The organism is Bacteroides sp. NGMCC 1.200775, from assembly GCF_040798045.1.
In the GTDB taxonomy this organism is placed as follows: domain Bacteria; phylum Bacteroidota; class Bacteroidia; order Bacteroidales; family Bacteroidaceae; genus Bacteroides; species Bacteroides hominis.
In genome coordinates this window covers 726,885-745,891 of record NZ_JASCQK010000001.1, presented here as the reverse complement: position 1 = coordinate 745,891, position 19,007 = coordinate 726,885, and the positions used below count along the sequence as shown (strand labels likewise).

At 41.7% G+C, this 19,007-nt stretch carries 13 protein-coding genes; 5 read left to right on the top strand and 8 right to left on the bottom strand.

The window, feature by feature from the left end; translation table 11 throughout:
* Window positions 1–88: 88 nt before the first annotated feature.
* The 3 genes from QK890_RS03305 to QK890_RS03295 all read left to right on the top strand — a co-directional run bounded on the left by QK890_RS03305 (window position 89) and on the right by QK890_RS03295 (window position 7,922).
* Window positions 89–1,864, top strand: coding sequence for an oxaloacetate decarboxylase (locus QK890_RS03305; RefSeq protein ID WP_005808770.1), 1,776 nt, complete (start codon window positions 89–91; stop codon window positions 1,862–1,864).
* A gap of 769 nt (window positions 1,865–2,633) precedes the next feature.
* Complete coding sequence (locus QK890_RS03300; RefSeq protein ID WP_032540574.1) at window positions 2,634–6,011, top strand: SusC/RagA family TonB-linked outer membrane protein; 3,378 nt, start codon at window positions 2,634–2,636, stop codon at window positions 6,009–6,011.
* A 21-nt stretch (window positions 6,012–6,032) separates the two neighbouring features.
* A complete protein-coding gene (locus tag QK890_RS03295; protein WP_032540575.1) occupies window positions 6,033–7,922 on the top strand; it encodes a SusD/RagB family nutrient-binding outer membrane lipoprotein in 1,890 nt (629 codons plus the stop codon).
* A 176-nt stretch (window positions 7,923–8,098) separates the two neighbouring features.
* Here QK890_RS03295 and mtgA read toward each other — a convergent pair whose 3' ends face one another.
* The 3 genes from mtgA to QK890_RS03280 form a co-directional block, all read right to left on the bottom strand.
* The gene (gene mtgA, locus QK890_RS03290; protein WP_032540577.1) at window positions 8,099–8,845 is read right to left on the bottom strand and encodes a monofunctional biosynthetic peptidoglycan transglycosylase; all 747 of its coding nucleotides are present in this window, start codon (window positions 8,843–8,845) and stop codon (window positions 8,099–8,101) included.
* Window positions 8,846–8,973: 128 nt separating this feature from the next.
* Entirely contained in the window at window positions 8,974–9,648 is a 675-nt protein-coding gene (locus tag QK890_RS03285; protein WP_005776708.1) for an OmpA family protein, read from the bottom strand.
* Between the two features lie 154 nt (window positions 9,649–9,802).
* Window positions 9,803–11,146 carry an MATE family efflux transporter gene (locus tag QK890_RS03280; RefSeq protein WP_005776709.1) on the bottom strand — a complete coding sequence of 448 codons (1,344 nt, stop codon included), beginning with the start codon at window positions 11,144–11,146 and terminating at the stop codon, window positions 9,803–9,805.
* Between the two features lie 98 nt (window positions 11,147–11,244).
* On the opposite strand from QK890_RS03280, the gene QK890_RS03275 reads away from it, so the two are divergent.
* Window positions 11,245–12,144 carry a DMT family transporter gene (locus QK890_RS03275; RefSeq protein ID WP_005776710.1) on the top strand — a complete coding sequence of 300 codons (900 nt, stop codon included), beginning with the start codon at window positions 11,245–11,247 and terminating at the stop codon, window positions 12,142–12,144.
* A 13-nt stretch (window positions 12,145–12,157) separates the two neighbouring features.
* Here QK890_RS03275 and QK890_RS03270 read toward each other — a convergent pair whose 3' ends face one another.
* From QK890_RS03270 to QK890_RS03250, 5 genes are all read right to left on the bottom strand, one after another.
* Window positions 12,158–13,717: a carboxypeptidase-like regulatory domain-containing protein gene (locus QK890_RS03270; RefSeq protein WP_220575523.1), complete on the bottom strand. Its 1,560-nt coding sequence runs from the start codon at window positions 13,715–13,717 to the stop codon at window positions 12,158–12,160.
* A 26-nt stretch (window positions 13,718–13,743) separates the two neighbouring features.
* Window positions 13,744–14,589: a FecR family protein gene (locus tag QK890_RS03265; protein ID WP_022012207.1), complete on the bottom strand. Its 846-nt coding sequence runs from the start codon at window positions 14,587–14,589 to the stop codon at window positions 13,744–13,746.
* Window positions 14,586–15,137, bottom strand: coding sequence for an RNA polymerase sigma-70 factor (locus QK890_RS03260; RefSeq protein WP_005808756.1), 552 nt, complete (start codon window positions 15,135–15,137; stop codon window positions 14,586–14,588). Before QK890_RS03260 ends, QK890_RS03265 begins: the two co-directional genes overlap by 4 nt.
* Before the next feature lie 49 nt (window positions 15,138–15,186).
* Window positions 15,187–16,449: a carboxypeptidase-like regulatory domain-containing protein gene (locus QK890_RS03255; protein WP_032530249.1), complete on the bottom strand. Its 1,263-nt coding sequence runs from the start codon at window positions 16,447–16,449 to the stop codon at window positions 15,187–15,189.
* Window positions 16,450–16,588: 139 nt separating this feature from the next.
* Window positions 16,589–17,131, bottom strand: coding sequence for a hypothetical protein (locus tag QK890_RS03250; protein ID WP_022012205.1), 543 nt, complete (start codon window positions 17,129–17,131; stop codon window positions 16,589–16,591).
* Between the two features lie 129 nt (window positions 17,132–17,260).
* Between QK890_RS03250 and QK890_RS03245 the strand changes: the two genes are divergently transcribed.
* Window positions 17,261–18,631, top strand: coding sequence for a S41 family peptidase (locus QK890_RS03245; RefSeq protein WP_367627193.1), 1,371 nt, complete (start codon window positions 17,261–17,263; stop codon window positions 18,629–18,631).
* Window positions 18,632–19,007: the final 376 nt, after the last annotated feature.

Here is a 19,007-nt window from a genome sequence, read left to right as displayed (position 1 = left end):
GTTGATTTTTGTCTTTATGTCAGATATCTCAGTATATTTGTAATGACAAGTTAACCTATGAATGTGAAATCACTTATAACTTACGGCAATGAAAAAGGAAATTAAATTCAGTCTCGTATATCGGGACATGTGGCAGTCGTCCGGTAAATACCAACCCCGTGTCGACCAGTTAGTACGAATTGCACCTTTGATTATTGAAATGGGATGTTTTGCCCGTGTGGAAACCAATGGAGGAGCTTTTGAGCAAGTCAACCTGCTCTATGGTGAAAATCCTAACAAAGCAGTACGGGCTTTTACCAAACCCTTCAATGATGCCGGAATACAAACCCATATGCTCGACAGGGGACTAAATGGTTTGCGGATGTATCCCGTTCCTGCCGATGTCCGTCGGTTGATGTATAAAGTCAAGCATGCTCAAGGGGTAGATATAACCCGTATTTTTTGTGGATTGAATGAAGTGAGGAATATTATTCCTTCTATACACTATGCGCTTGAGGGGGGAATGATTCCACAAGCGACTTTGTGTATTACCTTCTCGCCGGTACATACGGTGGAGTATTACACAGCCATTGCCGACAAACTGATTGAGGCCGGTGCTCCTGAAATCTGCCTGAAAGATATGGCGGGAGTAGGACGTCCTGTCATGTTAGGGCGATTGACGAAAGCTATAAAAGAGCGTCATCCTGAAGTCTTGATTCAATATCACGGGCATAGTGGTCCCGGATTATCAATGGCTTCCATTCTTGAAGTTTGCGAGAATGGTGCTGATATTATTGACGTAGCCATGGAACCCATATCCTGGGGTAAAGTTCATCCGGATGTGATCTCCGTACAGGCCATGTTGAAAGATGCCGGTTTCCGTGTTCCTGAGATCAACATGAAAGCATATATGAAAGCACGTGCCATGACACAGGAATTCATTGATGATTTCCTCGGCTATTTCATGGATCCGACCAACAAGCATATGTCTTCATTATTGTTGAAATGTGGTTTACCGGGTGGGATGATGGGGTCTATGATGGCCGATCTGAAAGGAGTACATGCCGGTATCAATATGATACTTCGGAATAATAATCAACCTGAGCTCAGCATTGACGATCTGCTTGTGATGCTGTTCGACGAAGTAGAATATGTGTGGCCCAAGTTGGGCTATCCTCCGTTGGTGACTCCATTTAGCCAGTACGTGAAGAACGTGGCATTGATGAACGTAATGGCACATGTGAAGGGTGAGGAGCGTTGGAGTATGATAGATAATAATACCTGGGGGATGATTCTGGGGAAAAGCGGACGTTTGCCCGGACCTTTGGATCCCGAAATTATAGCTTTGGCAAAAGAAAAAGGATATGAATTTACGGATGAAGATCCACAGAAGAATTACCCTGATCAGCTTGAAGAGTACCGGAAAGAAATGCTGGAGAACGGATGGGAATTCGGACCTGACGACGAAGAACTTTTTGAACTGGCTATGCATGACAGGCAATATCGTGACTATAAGTCGGGGGTAGCTAAAAAAAGGTTTGAAGAGGATTTGCAACGTGCCAAAGATGCGGCATTAGTCAAACAAGGTTTCTCTGAAGAAGACGTGAAGAGAATGAAGCGTGCCAAGGCGGAACCAATAACCGCGATGGAAAAAGGAAGAATCATTTGGGAAATTGATGTGGAGTCACCTTCTATGCCTCCGGAAGTAGGGCATAAGTATGAGCCGGATGATGTATTCTGTTATATTGCCACTCCGTGGCATACTTATGACAGGGTATTGGCCAACTTTAGCGGACGTATCATTGAGGTGTGTGCCAAACAGGGTGCTTTGGTCAATAAGGGAGATGCATTGGCTTATGTAGAAAGATGTGAAGAACCGGCATAACGTTTAAAAGTTGTATTGTTATAGAGTGGATAAGGACCGTTCCCGGTGTAAACCGGGGCGGTCCTTGTTTTTTTGCCCTTTCCTCAAGTTAGATGCCTATTTTCTGTAGGTTGTCTGGTCAATTAAAGAAAGTCTGATAGCTATATTTGACTGTCATATTTGCTATAATATTTGATTTCGGTTAGATATTACATTTGTAATATCCTGTTTGGGTAGAAATCTATTGATTGTTTTTCGTAGTTAGTAAATAAATATTGGTTTTATATTCAAAAAAGAAATAAGGAATCTTTTCTAAGCTTTTAAGTATGGATAGAACTTTTACTTGTAAATAGTGATCAAACCTTATGGCTGAAGTTAATCGGAGAAATGACATATACATCTCAAACCCATCTTGGGCGAGTAGAAAAACATATAAGCTAAGTTCTCTTAGAACTCAGTTCTTGGATACATTACAGGCACTTCTATAGGGATTCTGGTGGGTGTTAATTGCCGAAGGGGAAAAAGTAGAAATTAGTATTTAAAAATATTATAGTATATTTATTGTATTTTGATACTTTATATCTATATTTACTCCGCAAAATAAGATTGGCAACTCCTTATTTTAGAATATACAACTAAATCTCATTGACAAATGTAAAATTACGCTGCAATAAAGAGGTTAATATTGTATATAATTTACGTTTTTCAAGAATAACCAAGTTCTAAGAGAACTATAATCTTTATTATAACCTAAATTAACACATATTGTTTAACTAAAAAAGAAAAATGAATGAATAACTCGAAAATTATCAATGTGAGATTGATGAAGAAAATGTTCGTGCTTGTTCTGTCTTTTTTATCTGTTACTGCTTTTGCGCAGAATATAACAGTGAAAGGAATTGTAAAAGATGGAACCGGTGAACCGATTATCGGAGGGAGTGTACTTGTTAAAGGTTCATCAAATGGTACAGTGACAGATATTGATGGCAATTACACCTTATCTAATGTTCCTGTAGAAGGAGTCTTGGAATTTTCTTATATCGGTATGAAGAAACAGGATGTAAACGTAAAAGGTAAAACCGTTATTAATGTTGTGCTTCAAGAAGATACCCAGATATTGGACGAGGTTGTAGTGACAGCTTTAGGTTTGAAACGTGAACAGAAAGCTTTGGGATATGCAGTGACCGAGGTCAAAGGAGACGATTTAAAAGCTGCCAATACGATTTCTCCGGTGGCTGCCTTACAAGGAAAAGTGGCCGGTGTCGAGATTCGTCAGTCGGATGGAGGTATGTTCGGAGCTACAAAAATTCAGATTCGTGGCGCCTCTACCTTGAAAGGCAATAACCAGCCTATTTATGTCATTGATGGGGTTATCCTTGATAACTCGACTTCCGGAAATACAACAATGGACTGGGATGCCGGAAACAATAACGCAAATGATTATGGAAATGAATTGAAGAATTTAAATCCGGATGACTTTGAAACAGTTTCGGTACTGAAAGGTGCAGCTGCGACTGCACTTTATGGTTCGCGTGGTCTGAACGGAGCTGTAGTAATTACTACCAAATCGGGTAAAGGCTTTAAAGGTTTCGGAGTTTCCGTATCTCAAACATTTGGTATCGATCATGCTTACAGAACACCGGATATCCAGACTGAATATGGAGTAGGGGTAATGCCTGGTTGGAAAGACACGGACAACAATGGCTCTGTATGGGATCCTTTTCAGTTTAAACTTGATGATAAAGGAGACCGGACCTTGATTGGTGCGGGTAGTTACGGGTGGGGACCTAAATATGATGGTCAGCCGATCCGTAATTATGACGGTACTTGGACCAACTATTCACCTCATAAGGACAATATGCTGGACCTGTATCAATTGGGACTGAACTCCAATACGAATGTGGCTATTCGCGGTGGGAATGATAAAACATCATATTACACCTCTCTTTCTTATAAAAAAGCAAGATCTACCAGCGAAAAAAATACATTCGAACGTTATTCGTTTTTGTTGAAAGGTTCGCATAAGATCAGTGACCGGGTGGAGGTTTCGGCAGCTATGAGTTTTACTAATTCGAATCCGAAGAACTCTCCGAGAACGGTGGGAGAACGTTTCGTCAATCCGAACGGCACCATTATGACTCCGATGCTGGATGTGAATTATTTCCGTGATAAATATCTGGGTGAGCATGGTGGACTGGCATCTACAAGCTATGGTGATAAATATGGTTCTGTTCCTGGACGTGATCTGTTTTTCATGATTGACAAATACGATTATTCTCAGAAAGAGACCGTGGTTCGCCCCCAGATGGAAGTGAACGTACAGATTCTGGATTGGTTGAGATTTAAGGCCGATGCTAATATGAACTACTATTATACTAAATTTGAAGAAAAACAGTTGGGTAGTGGATATGCAAATGAAGGCGGTAAGTACACAATGGGGCAAACTACGAAAGAGCAAGCTACTTTTGGCGGAACATTTACTGTCAATAAGCAGATAAAAGATTTCAGTGTAGGTGGTTTTGCGCGGTACGAATACTATACGAGCCGTTCGGAGGCATACAAAGTATATACAGATGGTGGTATGGTAGTACCGGGACAGTGGTTTGTCGATAACTCAAAGAATCCTAAAAAGTCGGAAGCCAGCATCTCGAATACTAAGCGAATGATGTCTGCTGTTTTTGCCCTGAATCTGGGATGGAAAAATCAAATTTATTTAGATATAACGGGGCGTAATGACTGGTCTTCTTCTTTGGTATATCAAAGCGGAATGGGTACTTATTCTTATTTCTACCCATCAGTATCCGGCTCATGGCTGCTTAATGAAACATTTGATTTGCCGCGTTGGATCACTTTTGCCAAAGTACGTGGGTCGTGGGCACAGGTCGGTAACGATACCGATCCCTATTATGTGAATTCGGTATATGGTTTTGGAACCAAAGAAATGTATGATGGCAATATCTATGTGAACACTCTGGATAAAACAATGAAGAGTCTGAAGTTGAAGCCGGAACGTAAGAATGCTTGGGAGATTGGTCTGGACTTGCGTTTGTTTGATAGCCGTTTGAATTTTGACGTTACCTATTATAAGGAAAATACGAGGGATCAGATTATGTCGATTGAAGTTCCTGCTATTTCGGGTGTCAACACTCAGTTGATAAATGCAGGTAATATTCAGAATAAAGGTATTGAGATTGCTGTAAACGCCACTCCATATAAAAACAAGGATTGGCAGTGGGATGTCGCAATGACTTATACAAAGAATAAAAATACTATTATCTCATTACATGAAAACGTAGCCGATTACATTGCGCTGAGCGGTTATGCTAATGATTACGATTACCATATCGGTTCGGTTGCCAGAGTAGGTGGTGACTACGGATTGTTGATGTCTGACATTCTCCCTGCCAAAAATGACAAAGGAGAAACACTGTTGGAATGGGACGACAGTTGGAGAGGGGCTTATGAAGCACGTAGCGGAAAAGTACAGGAAGTGGGTAAAATGACTCCTGACTTTTTAGGGTCCTTATCTACTACGCTGTCCTGGAAAAACCTTAGTTTGCATATTGCTACTGATATGCGTTTTGGCGGGTTGGTAGCTTCTTATTCTAACTTGTATGGCACACAGGCCGGATGGATCAAGAGTTCTTTGAAATGGCGTGACCCTGAACATGGTGGCTTGTCTTGGACCAGTCAGTATGGCGATAGCAAAGGTATCTTTTATGGTGATGGTGTTATCCCTGACGGAGTATTTAAGAACGGTACGTTCGCAACACTTGTAGACGGAACTAAAATGGATGTAAGTGGTATGTCCTATAAACAGCTGGTGGCAGAAGGAAAACTGGAACCCACACATGCCGGAACTTATCATGTGAATCGTGCGGCTTGGGGACAGAATACAATATTCGACACTTGGGTACATGAGTTGAATTACATTGCGTTGCGTGAGATCACATTGTCGTATCGCTTTCCGAAATCGGTAGCAAGTAAGTTTGGCGCTCAGGGATTGGGGTTGAGTTTCTCTGCACGCAATCTGGGATATCTGTATAATTCATTACCTAACCATCTGAATCCTGAGAGTGTCCGTGGTAATACGGCTTCTGAGTTCCGTATCCGTGGTTATGAACCTTATACGGCTAACTATATGATGACTGTTAATTTAGATTTCTAAACCTTTAATGTGATATTTAGTATGAAACAAATAATGAAAAAATATCTATATCTTGCAGCTATGACTGTTGTAGGTACAGGGTTCCTGATGTCGTCTTGTAAAGACGAGTTTGCCGGGCAGAATACCGATCCCTCTACAGTTTCTAAACCTAACGTACGCTATTTATTTACTCAATGTGCCATGAGTTTTCAACCGGCCGATTATCTTCAGTGGTTTGCCGGCTTCGATGCAATGTCTACCTGGGTGCAGGCAACTGCAGCGGGAGGTGGAAACTCCAGCAAGTTGAATGTGGTAACTCAAACCGGCTGTGGCTATCAGGTCAACGAAGTGCTTCGTTATACCAATGAAATAAAGTATCAGATCAGTCTGATGCCGGATGACGAGAAGGAAAAGTATGAATATATTGCTTATCTATGTAACCCGATGTTGGTATATCTGGGACTTGAAGACTCGGACATGTATGGTTCCCGTCAGTACTCAGAAGCAGAAATGGCTCGTTACGGTGGGACTCTGACTCCGAAATACGATACGCAGGAAGAATTGTTTGAGCTTTGGTTGAAACAGCTTGACGAAACGATTAACTATCTAAAAGAAAAAAATCCGCAGGACGTGCTTGGTGCCCAGGATTTTATTTATAAAGGAAAGCTTGACAAATGGGCCAAACTGGCTAATTCATTGAAGCTTAGAATTGCTGCCCGTCTGATTAATAAAGACAAGGCCCGTGCAATTGCCATTGTGAATGAAGCTGTTCAGAATCCGGCCGGTCTTATTTTATCCCTTGATGATGATTTTGTTTTCAATAAAGGTAAGAGAGATAATAACTGGAACAATGATATTTCTGTTGGTGCAGGAACCAAGCAGTTGATCGATTTTATGGTGAGCAATCGCGATCCACGTCTGTTCTATTTCTTCCAGAAGAATGATTATAACTCTAATGTAGTTCAAGGTTTCTTTGATCAGAAAAGAGCCTTACCATTTTATGTAGAGGCCAATGTGAATTATACGGTCGGTGCTGACGGAAAGAAACATTTTGAGAGCTGGAAGGCTCCCGGAGAGCCTTGGGTACGCTATTATGGGGTTCCTTGTCAGGTGGATATCAATAAAAAGGATGAATATAAAGATTATTTCGATCCCAACAACGAGTTGTTCTATTTGCTGAGCAAAGACGATGCGAAAAAGACCTATACTCCGATTGCTTACCGGAATACAGAAAATATTAAAGGTTTGCTTATTTACACGTTCCCCGATGTGCCCGATGTAGCTCCTGTACAGGATAAGGAAGAGTACGGATGGTATGGTTTGTATTTCTCTGCGGGTGAAACAAACCTTTTGTTGGCGGAGTTCAAATTGTTAGGAGCCAATCTGCCGATGACCGCACAACAGTATTTGAACGCAGGCGTGGAAATGTCTGTCCGCGGTTATGATTTTGTTGCCGGTAAGAATCATATTCCTTACTATGATAAAACCTATGCGAACGATGTACATGATAAAACAATCAGTCTGAAGGAAGGTATGATTGATGAAATGCTGTCACATGATGCTTACCACTTGACCGGTGATCTGAATAAAGATCTTGAGAAGGTTTATATTCAGCAATACATTCATTATCTGATGCTTCCGATGGATATGTTTGTTACTGCTCGCCGTTCGGGAGTACCGATGAAGAATAGTACCTTGTTACCATATCAGGACTTCGATCCGTTATTGGGCGACCAGTACGTAATTCCACGACGCTTCCCGGTAAGTAAACCTCTTGATTCTGATTTGCTCCGTGACATTACGATTGCAGCTTATCAAGCACAGGGATATACGTATGAGGGCGAAATGAGTAATTCGCCTGTAACGTTGAGCAAAGAACGTGTCTGGTATGATAAAGAGGCGCCGGCTTTTGGTACGGGACCTCAACAGTAATTTCCTGTTTCACATAAATCTGAGGCTGCTTCTATTCACAGAGGCAGCCTTCTTTATTATTCTTATATTATTTTATTTTAAGGAGTTTTTTCTCCGTATACATGATCTGAGACTTTTGAGCTATTATTGAACAATGTTTCTGTGATCAAATTAATCGTCTTTTAATTTTAAAGTTGTTATTTTTTCTTTTTCTTATTTTGAGGGCTTTTCGTATCTTTTCCTTGCTCTTTTTTCTTATTGGCAGAAGGGAATTTCGGAACCAGATTCATCAGACGCAGAATTTGCCCCTGACGTCGTTTGATATAAGGTGAAGGGCGTGCCGAATCAAATCGTATTGGGTTGGGTAAAGTAGCTGCAATTAGGGCACATTGTCCCCTGGTGAGTTTGGCTGCTGTAGTTTTGAACTTATATTTAGCTGTTGCCTGTGCGCCATAAATGCCTTTACCCATTTCGATGGAGTTTAGGTAGACTTCCATAATCCGTTCTTTCGACCAGCATCTTTCGATCAGGAACGTAAAATATACTTCGAATCCTTTTCTTATCCATGAAGATTGAGGCCAAAGAAAAACGTTTTTTGCAGTTTGCTGGCTGATGGTACTGGCGCCCCGTTTCTTTTTCCGGGTTTCGTTTTCTTTCATCGCTTTCTTGATTTCTATCATATCGAATCCGTTGTGTGAAGCGAAGCGATTGTCTTCGGAAGCAATCACAGCCATTGGCAGGCTGGGAGAGATTTTATTAAATGGTACCCATGTATGTTTGCATATCACTTTTTCTCCGGAAGTGAGTTGCTGAACAGAACGGATAATCATTAACGGAGTGACATATACCGGTACGAATCGATAGAAAATGACTGCGCCGATCGAGGAGATAAAAAAGAAGAGGATCAGGTTACGCAGAATGCGAAAGGGTTTCCGGAGTTTCATTGTGTGTGATATTGTTGGTTCGGTATACGAATGTGCCAATGTACCGATTTTATATATCCTCCATCATTCAGGATTAATCAGTATATTGGCACATGGCATAAAACACCTATGGGTGCGTTATGAAATTATTATTTACCAGCCTCAGCGTTTTTAATCATTTGCTCACTGGCGTACATGAATATTTCTACACGACGGTTTTGTTCAGGTGTTTCAGCTTCGTTGTACTGCGAATAGCCTACACCTTCTACCTTTTTGAATTGATAAGGTTTAACACCACAAGACTGAAGGTAATTTTCTACTGCATATGCACGGTTGGAAGATACTTTTTGATTCGCTTCATAAGTACCTACTTTGTCTGTATGACCGATAATGGCTACGTCGACTGTTGGATCTTCTTTCAGAATATTGGCAAATTCAGCTAAAGATTGTTTGGATGCTGCGCTCAGTGCGGAAGAATTGAATGCAAAAAGTATTCCTGACGGGAAAGTTACTTTTACAGCAGCCAGTCCGTTGTTATCAGTAACCTGTTCCACTTGCGCATCTTTAATTTTTGCAGCTTCGGCAGCTTTTTTGTCCATTTTACGACCAATCAACACACCTGCTCCGGCACCTACGGCAGTACCTACTGCCGCACCTATGGCTGCACCTTTTCCTTTACCGGCAATACCACCGATAATAGCTCCCAAAGCAGCTCCCGAACCACCTCCGATGACACCGCCTTTAGCTGTATTGTTCATGCTTCCACAACTTCCGAAAACGAGGGCCATGCTCAGAAACAAAGCCATAAATTTAATCTTCTTCATAATTAAGCTCTTTTTATATAGTTAATAATTAAATGGATACCTCCATTTTATAAAAACATGGCAAATATACAGATTATTTGGTTAGCCTGTCATTTGCCTTGTAAAAAAAACAAGAAGGTATATACTTTTGTTGCCTGAGTTGAACAATTTCTTTTCAGACTACGGGGCGTGACAGTACTTTTCGTTTAATCAGAGCAAACCACCCTGCCAATATCAGTCCTTTAGCAACTGTAGTGACGCACACGGCCCACCAAATGCCTTCTACACCCATGCCCATACGGACAAACAGAATAGCGAGTGGAATACGCATATAGTTACATGTAATACTGATGATGGCAGGCGGAATTGTTCGTCCGATGCCATAGAATACTCCTTGTGTCGTGATTTCAAGCATCATGAAGAGCTGTGAATAGCCATCGATACGGAGAAAAATACCACCGGCCTCATAGGCAGCCTGCTCGGGGACAAAAAGGGCAAATACTTCGTTCCCGAAAAAGACGAATAGTAAGGTACAAAGGGTACCGAAAACCGAAGTCATCAACAAAGTCGTATGCCATGACTTTATTACGCGGTCCGTTCGTCCGGCTGCATAATTTTGGGCGATAAAAGCACTCAGGGCTGTGGAGAATCCCTGCGATGTATTCCAGGTAATGGCTTCTATTTGTCCTCCGGTCGTAAAAGTCATCAGTCCGATGTGTCCTCCTTGTTCGGATGCAGTACGGCAAAGGAACATATTGACGAAAGCAAACAGAGTATTGAGAGTAGCTACCGGTAGCCCCAGTTTCAGGATGCGATGGGTGTATTTCTTTTTTAGCCGCGTGAAAAACGGGAACCGTTCCAACAAAGCATCTCTGCAACGTAATTGGTAGATGAAAATGCCGAATACTGCTGCCTGTGAAATCCAGGTAGCATAGGCCGCTCCGTTGGTACCCAATCCGAAACCGAAAATGAAAAGTGGGTCGAGGATAATATTAAGTAATAATCCGGTGCCACTGATATAGAATGGGATTTTGCTTCTTCCAGCCGCATTATAAATACCGGTGAAGGCCGCCGAAAGAAATATGAAAGGCAGTCCGGTAGAAATGATGCGCAGATAAGCAATTGCATTTTCGGTGATGTGTGCTTCCAGCTCGTAAATGCCGATGATGGGACGGGCGAATAGAAAGAGCAGTCCGCCCCAGCAGAGTGAAATAACAAGTGCAATGGTAATGTTGTGCGAAGCAAAACAACGGGCATCTTCGTAATTTTGTGCACCTATGGATTGTCCGACACTAACCTCAGAACCTACTTTATTCAATAGAGAAATGGAACCGGACATCCATGTAAGAATGCCTACTGAGCCTACGGCAGCGACGGCTTCACTTCCGAGGCGTCCTACCCAGGCCATATCTGTCAGGCTATATGCCATCTGGATAAAGGAGGTTGCCATAATGGGCATGGCCAGGTTGAACAGTTGTCTGTTGATAGGACCTTGAGTCAGATTCTTGATTCCTTGCATAATGGTATTTTTGTGGAAAATGAATGGCAAAGATACGATTTTCTTCCGTCTGCAATCCTTATCTTTGCGGAGAAAATTTTATAGCAAATCGGGCAAATATGAAAACAACTTTAAAAACGGCCGGATGGTATCACGTGATGGCGGCGGTGACGGTAATGATATGGGGAACTACGTTTGTTTCTACCAAGGTCCTGATAAAATATGGTCTGTCGCCTGTCGATATTCTGTTCTACCGTTTTTTATTGGCATATATCTGTATCTGGTTTTTCTCTCCCCGTGTGTTACGGGCCAAAAGTTGGCAGGACGAACTGCGGTTTGTGGGGCTTGGATTGTGTGGAGGCTCACTCTATTTTGTTGCCGAAAACACTGCGTTGGGGATGACGCTTGCTTCAAATGTATCACTCATTATCTGTACAACTCCTGTCTTAACAGCGCTGCTGGCTCCTTTCTTTTATAAAGGTGACAAATTGAAGGCCCGTTTGGTAGGTGGCTCTTTGATAGCACTCATTGGAGTGGGACTGGTTGTGTTCAATGGCAGTTTCATTCTGCAGCTTAGTCCGGTTGGCGATATTCTGACTCTGGCGGCAGCATTGATGTGGGCTTTCTATTGTTTACTTCTCAGGCGGATGAATACTCATTATCCAACGTTGTTCATAACACGGAAGGTTTTCTTTTATGGTCTGCTGACCCTTTTACCTCTCTTTTTTGTCTCTCCTTTGCAGATGGATACACATATTCTTTTCCAACCGGTCGTTGTTTTAAACCTGCTTTTTCTGGGAGTGATTGCTTCGATGCTGTGCTACATTATGTGGAATACGGCAGTGAAACAATTGGGAGTGGTTTGCACTACCAGTTATATTTACGTTGTTCCGCTTATTACCTTACTGACTTCTGCTATCGTGATTGACGAGACAATCACGATAGTTGCTCTATTGGGATCGGCATTGATTTTGAGTGGAGTCTATATTGCCGAACGAGGAGTAGGCAAGAAAAAGTAGATCTGTATGGTCTTCAGTTTTCGGTCTCTTCTATTTTTGAAGAAATTTTCTCGATGGCTTCACTTAACTTTTTTTCGGGAGGAATTATATTGAAATCCTCCCAAAAATCTTTGTCGTATACAAATGGAGTTTCTGCAAAAATGGTATGTGTAGCCAGTCGGTCACTGTAAGCGAAACGGCTGACATTGCCCGTTTCTATCTTACAAGTGACCATTTCAAACCAAGTATGCAGGTTTGTATTGCTGAGCCATTTGTTCCTTTGTTTTATCTTGAAGTGTAAGTCTCCACGGACATGGTGGATGTAATACGTTTGATTCCAGGGCTTATAAGATACCGTATAGACTACCTTTTGTGGAATGATCCGGATATTGCGGCTTCTTTTTTCTACCAGCATGTTGGCGGCTTTGTGTATATACCGGGGAATCAATTCGAATCGTGCGCGTAGCAGGGCACCATCTTCAGGATCGATATAGAGTTCTCCACAATAGTATGGGGTCTTGATGCCCGGATGTTGTTTGAAGTAGATCACGTTGGCAAGCCGGTTATCGATTACGGCAAGATCGCTGGAAGTATAAACGTATACACACTCTTTGGAGTCCGGAAGTAGGAAATCGGGCAGACTCTTGATAAGATCCAATTCGATACAGGCGTGGATACCCGATTTCATTTTAGCAATTAAAGTGTCTTTTACGGCTTGGTTGGTGATGCGTCGCATTTTCAGTAACTTCACCTGATCAGCCTTCTCCGGATCGTCCGAAGGAGCTTTGTATATCTTGAAGATTCCTTCTGTCAGACTGACAAACCGATTCTTTTGTTCGATTCCTTCTCTGTAAAAAGAAGTCAGGTAGACAGGATTTTGTGAGTAATTCTTTTTTCGCAAATTGAGCATTTCTCTCAACAGGCGTACCGGGTTGACAATACGTACAATAACCTCCTGCAAAGGAATTACTTTGGGTTCTAATGCAAAAGTACCGCTTCGTCCGGCAAGGAGGGAAGCGTCCGTCGTTTGTGGCACATAGCCCAGATGCGAAAAGTGAATCCGGCTGTTCTGGAGAGAGTCGGGCAGATTAAGTCTGAAACTTCCATTTTGATTGCTAACGCTGCCAATAGAGGTTCCCTGCACACTTACGGTAGCATAGGGAATCGGTTCTCTGGAGAGTTGGTCTATCAATATTCCCTCAAGGGTGAAAAAGGATGTGCTGTCTTTGTGAGAGTTTGCTTTCCATTCAGTTGTTACCATGCTTTCCGGTTGGTTGATAATAATGTGCTTATCCACAGAGCGGAGTTGAAGACTGTCGCTGCCGATGATGTCATAAATGGCCTGACGTACGGTTCGTTTTCCGCCTTTTAATTTTATCTTACGTTCATTGTCAATCAGTTTGCTGTCATAGATAAACAGATATCCTGTCTCTTCTGTTATTTTGGCCAAAGATTGATAGACTGTTGCTTCAGTTCTTGGAAGCCGGATGATGCGGTCGAAGATACCGGAGCCGTCTGCTTTCACCCGAACTGCCATAAACAATAGCAGACAAGTGAATAAATATTGCAGGGAGAGACTTTTCAAAGTTTTCATTTCTTTTTCTTCTTTAAGTTCCGGAGCTACTTAGTAAGAGTGATTACATTATGCTTACGTGTACACTTCAGGTTCAGTGCCATGCTAATTAATTCGGCCATTTTTTCAGGGGAGTCATCCGAAAAAGAAACTGTCAGCAAATGTTCGTCCAATTCCGGGGAACTCTCTAAATGGATCTCTGACTGGCGTAGATTAATGGCATGCAGGATATTGTCCAGCCGTTCGTCTTTAAAGCACATCTTTTGCATATAACGGGCAAACTGTTTGGAATCTTTGGTTGCAGTCAGGTGCCATTTATTCTGTAATAAAGTGGCAGTTTCTCCTGCTTTGACGTGTATTTCTTGTCCGTTCTGTTTTTGAGTGACTTTTACTTCGCCTCGCTGGACGGATAACTCAAATGGAGAATTACCACTGTTTTTTACATGGAAGGCTGTACCTATCACCTCAATCTGTACTTTTCCGGTTTCAATGAAGAAAGGACGTGCACGATTGCCCGCTACATCAAAAAGGGCATTCCCTTTTAGGCTTACCTCTCTTCTTTTTTCAGAAAAGTGTTTAGGATATTGCAATGAGGTTTGTCCGGAAAGATAGACTACAGAACCATCTTCAAGAGTGGTGACCAGTATGTTCTCTTCTTTATTGGCCTTGACCAGTAACTCACCGGTAGATGGTTGGCTGTCGGTTCGTAATGTTATGGGCAGATAGATACATAGGAATATGATTGCTGCAATCGATATTGTGCTGATCCATACAACCGGACGTATGGCGGAGCTGTGCCCCTCGGCAGGTAGCAGCCCATCTGTCTCCAGGCGATTATATAACTTGTTCCACGCCCGGTCTGTTTTGATCTTGTTTTTTTCTATTCGATTCATGATGTCTGAATATAGTTCTCAATTTCTTTTCGTAATGTTTGGAGTGCCCGGGTCATTTCTTTCTCCACAGTCTTCACCGATAGTGAGAGGAGGGAAGCTATCTCAGAGTACTTCTTTCCTTCTGTATGGTGCAGACGAAAGATCTGGAAACGGCGCTCCGGTAATTTTTTAAGGGTTTTGTCTATCAGCTGTTGCAGTTCTTTGTATTCAATCTGTTCCTGTGGATCGGCTGAAGCCACATTTTCCGGAATAGATAGAACCGCATCCTGATAGCGTTTTCTGACGTCTTGGTGTTCGCAGTACTGGATGGAACGGTTGCGTACAGACCGATAGAGATAACTCTTGATAGAATGAAAGATTTCAAGTTTTTCACGGTCTTTCCAGAGTACATAGAACAATTCTTCAACAATTTCTTCTGCTACGTCTGTTTCTCCCGTTATGCTGGCGGCGTACAGGCAAAGCGGAGTATAATATTGGCGGAATAATGTTTCAAACGCCTTTATATTTCCTTCTTTTATTTGAGTGAGTACGAATACGTCGTTCAGCATATCGGGGGTATTGGGAGTTAGAATTCGTCAAAGATACTAAAAAAAGTGGTTACTGTTTCTGTTGCTTTTTCAGTTTGTTTACCGCATGTTCCAATGATTCGGTGGGTTCTATGATGTTATAAGTTCCCCAGAAGTTGTCATTGGTAAAGTTATCCACTTTGTCGGAAAATACATGGTTTTGTTTGAAAGCGACTTTATAGGGAATGGCTGTTATGTTGTTTTCTTCCCTGTCTGTCACTACCATTTCCGATAAGATCGTGTAATTGGTAGAAAAGAGTTTGCGTTTCCAGTCACATTTGAAACGAATGTTGTTCCGGATATAACTCAGATAAGTAACGTCTCCCTGATTCTTGTACGATACCAGGTAGGATACTTCTACCGGCTTGAAATGCAGTCCGAAAGGTTTTTTCCTCAGAATAGCTTGAGTCGCCTTGTTTTTGTCATCCATACTGAGATTGAACTCTGCCCGCGTGAACGAAAGGCGTTCCTTGTCAATATAGAGTGTACCATAGCACAGAGGATAAGACAACTTTACTTTAGGGCGGAAACTGATGACATACTGTGACCGGTCACCGATGCTGGTCGGGTCTTCCATACGAAATTCGTAGAACAATAAATCTTCTTTAGCCAACAGGCAATCAGGGTTCTTTACTACATCAATATAAATGGCCATATTGGGACCTCCAAGTAATTTTACAGCCAGTGTATCGCTTTGCTTTTGGCTTAGCAGTCTGCGCCCTTTGGAAATCTGAACCCGGTCTCGTTCGGCTGTTTCATTGTAGGGTGTTTTATAAATGTCTATTACGGCTTCCGATATATTGATATACCGTCGTCCTTTTTGGGCAATTTCCCTGTAGAATCCCTTGAGCATATTGCTTTTCGGACTGTAGTTGGCTGGAATCTTGCGAAGTGCTTCTTCCACAATGCTTCGTGGATCTCTGGCCCGTACCAGAATCTCGCTGAGTAAGTTGGCATAAGGAGAGAGCCAAATGGTCTGTTCCGTGAGGCTTTCTCCTTTCAGGGGGATTCGGGCATTGAGATAACCGATATGCGAAACTTCTATGTCTTTAGCTTGAATCGATTCGGGAATTTTTAAAGAGAACTCTCCGTCAGTATTGGTGATGGTACCGATATTACTTTCCGGTATCGAGACATTGACATGCTCCAGCTTCTTTTTATTCGATTTATCCTTGATTACGCCACTGACTATCGTATATTTTTCCACATTGTCCTGTGCTGCCAGTGGAATAACACCCGACAGAATCAAAACTGCCAGTACACATCCGATTGATTTTATCCATTGCGTTTTCATCTTTTTCAGAGTTTAAAGGGTGAATAATAGTTTGCTTCCTATATATAAGATCGTTCAAACAGAGAATACCCTACGAGTTTCTGGAGAAAAATGAAAAAAACTTCAATGAAGAGTGTTTTTCAGGGATAATCTAATCGTTTTACTTCAAAATCTCGTTCAAATCTTTAGTGAGACATCCCCATTTGAATTCATGGTTAGGTGTCAGATAAGGGTACTTGGCATAAGAATTGCGGGTGACAACTTTAAATCTTACTATTTGCTCTCCTCTGATCCAACCATAAAAGCCAACTTCTTTTCTGTTGAAGTCTACCCACCCTACAACGACGTAATCTTTTGTTTCGGGGTGCTGTTCCTGTGGATAACCATAGGTCCAGTTGTCGGATGGAGGATTGGCGGTTGTTTTCTTTGCCACTTTGATATCTATTTTGGCATCGTTTACTTTTACGTCAAATTCATCGGTATGATGGGATTGGAAGTCTGTATGATCCAATTCGAATGGAATTCCCAGATTACTTAAATGTTGTTGGAATGCTAACTCTCCGATGCAGCCTAACAGAGCTTTATCCAATCTCTCTTTATCGGATAACCTGAAACGTGAATAAAGTCCGTTTTCTATCATTTTTTCAGCTTTGGCTTTTGCCAATGCAACCGTTTGATCAAAATTTAAATTTTGTACAATCATAGTAATAAGGTGTTTTGTATTTTATATCCGGTTATTGAATGAAAGCAAAGATAGTTTTTTTATATCGTAATAGTGGTATGAAAGCTAAGTATTCACTACATTTGCGCAGATTATGATTGCTGATAGATTATGAAAAGAGGAAAACTATTGATACTTCCCTTATTGGGAACCCTTATACTGACAAGTCTTTTTTCCTGTGGTGTAGACCGCTGGCCGGAATATTATCCGGAGACGGGACGTGACATTTGGATAGATAGTGTGATGCGTCAGGAGTATTTATGGTATAAAGACATGCCTTCACCTGCCGCTCCGGATTACTTTCAGGAGCCGGCAGAATTTCTAAAAAAGGCTGTTGCTTCCATGGATAAGGGCTTCAGTAATATTGACTCTCTGCTTGACGAGCCTATCCCAAGCTATGGCTTCGACTATAGCTTATATAAAGTGCTTGATAACGATACGGCTTATAATGCTCTGATTTCTTATGTTGTTCCAGGGTCACCGGCCGAAGAGGCCGGATTGAAGCGTGGGCATTGGATTATGATGCTGGATGGAGATTATATCACCAAAAAGGTAGAGCCGGAATTGCAACAAGGAGGTGTCCGGACGCTTCAAATAGGTGTATATAAAGAGATAGTTGGGGAAGATGGCAAAACAACTGGTAGTGTCGTACCGATAGGGGACACAACGATATCTGCTTCACGTTCTTTGACCGATAAGCCTGTCCATTATTTCGATGTTATCCCTTGGGATGGAAAAACGGTTGGGTACCTGATGTACAATGAGTTTAAAGCGGGATCAACAGCGGATAGCCAGGCCTATAATGACGATTTACGGAAAGTTTTCCGGAAATTCCAGACAGATGGTGTAAATGAGTTTGTGTTAGATCTCCGATATAACACCGGTGGCAGTTTAGATTGTGTACAGCTGCTCTGCACTATGCTTGCACCGGCTGATAAAATGAATCAATTGCTTGCTTTATTGAGGTATAATGATAAACGTGTAGAATCGAATCAGGATCTGACGTTCAATCCGGAACTTATCCAGTCGGGTGCAAATCTCAACTTATCTACTGTTTATGTATTGACTACCAATGCTACGAGAGGAGCTGCGGAGATGGTTATCAATTGCCTTAACCCTTATATGAAGGTGATATTGATAGGAACTCAAACTGCGGGAGAATATGTTGCTACAGAGCCTTTTGTTCATCCTACGGATCGGTTCATCCTGAATTTGGTTGTATGTAATGTATTCAACGTACAAGAAAAATCGGATTATGTCAACGGTTTCAAACCTGCATATGAATATAACGAGGATTCTTATTTAAGCACTTATCTGCCTTTTGGTAATACGAATGAGACATTGCTGAGTGTAGCATTGAAAACAATGAGTGGTGTATCGGAAAACGGAGGAGGAGAGGGAGCAACACGTATGGTTGTAACGAAGAGACTTATGAAATTCCATCCTCGCCGCGGATTGACTTTGGGAATATCGGAAAAGTAATCTGTCATTTTGTATTTTAGAAATGCGGAGAGACGTTTCTTTACGGACTGACGATGACAAATAGAATAAAAACGCGTGGATTTTGCAATAGCATAATTCATGCGTTTTGCATTTGGGAAATATTGTGCCCACGATGAAGGGCAATTGACGAATGTTGTAATAAAATTGAATGCTGAAATAGCGGAATGGTTCCAAAATGCTATTCTCCAGATGTTCATCTATAGTTGAATTCTGGAAGAAAATTGCCTTTTTTTGGTTCGGTTTATCATTTTTCTCACGACTTGATCTTGTTTTGCTTTCTGAAATTAATATCCTGAAAACAGAAAGTTAACTTTCTGTTTTCAGGATATTAATTTTCTCTTGATAAGAAGTTCGT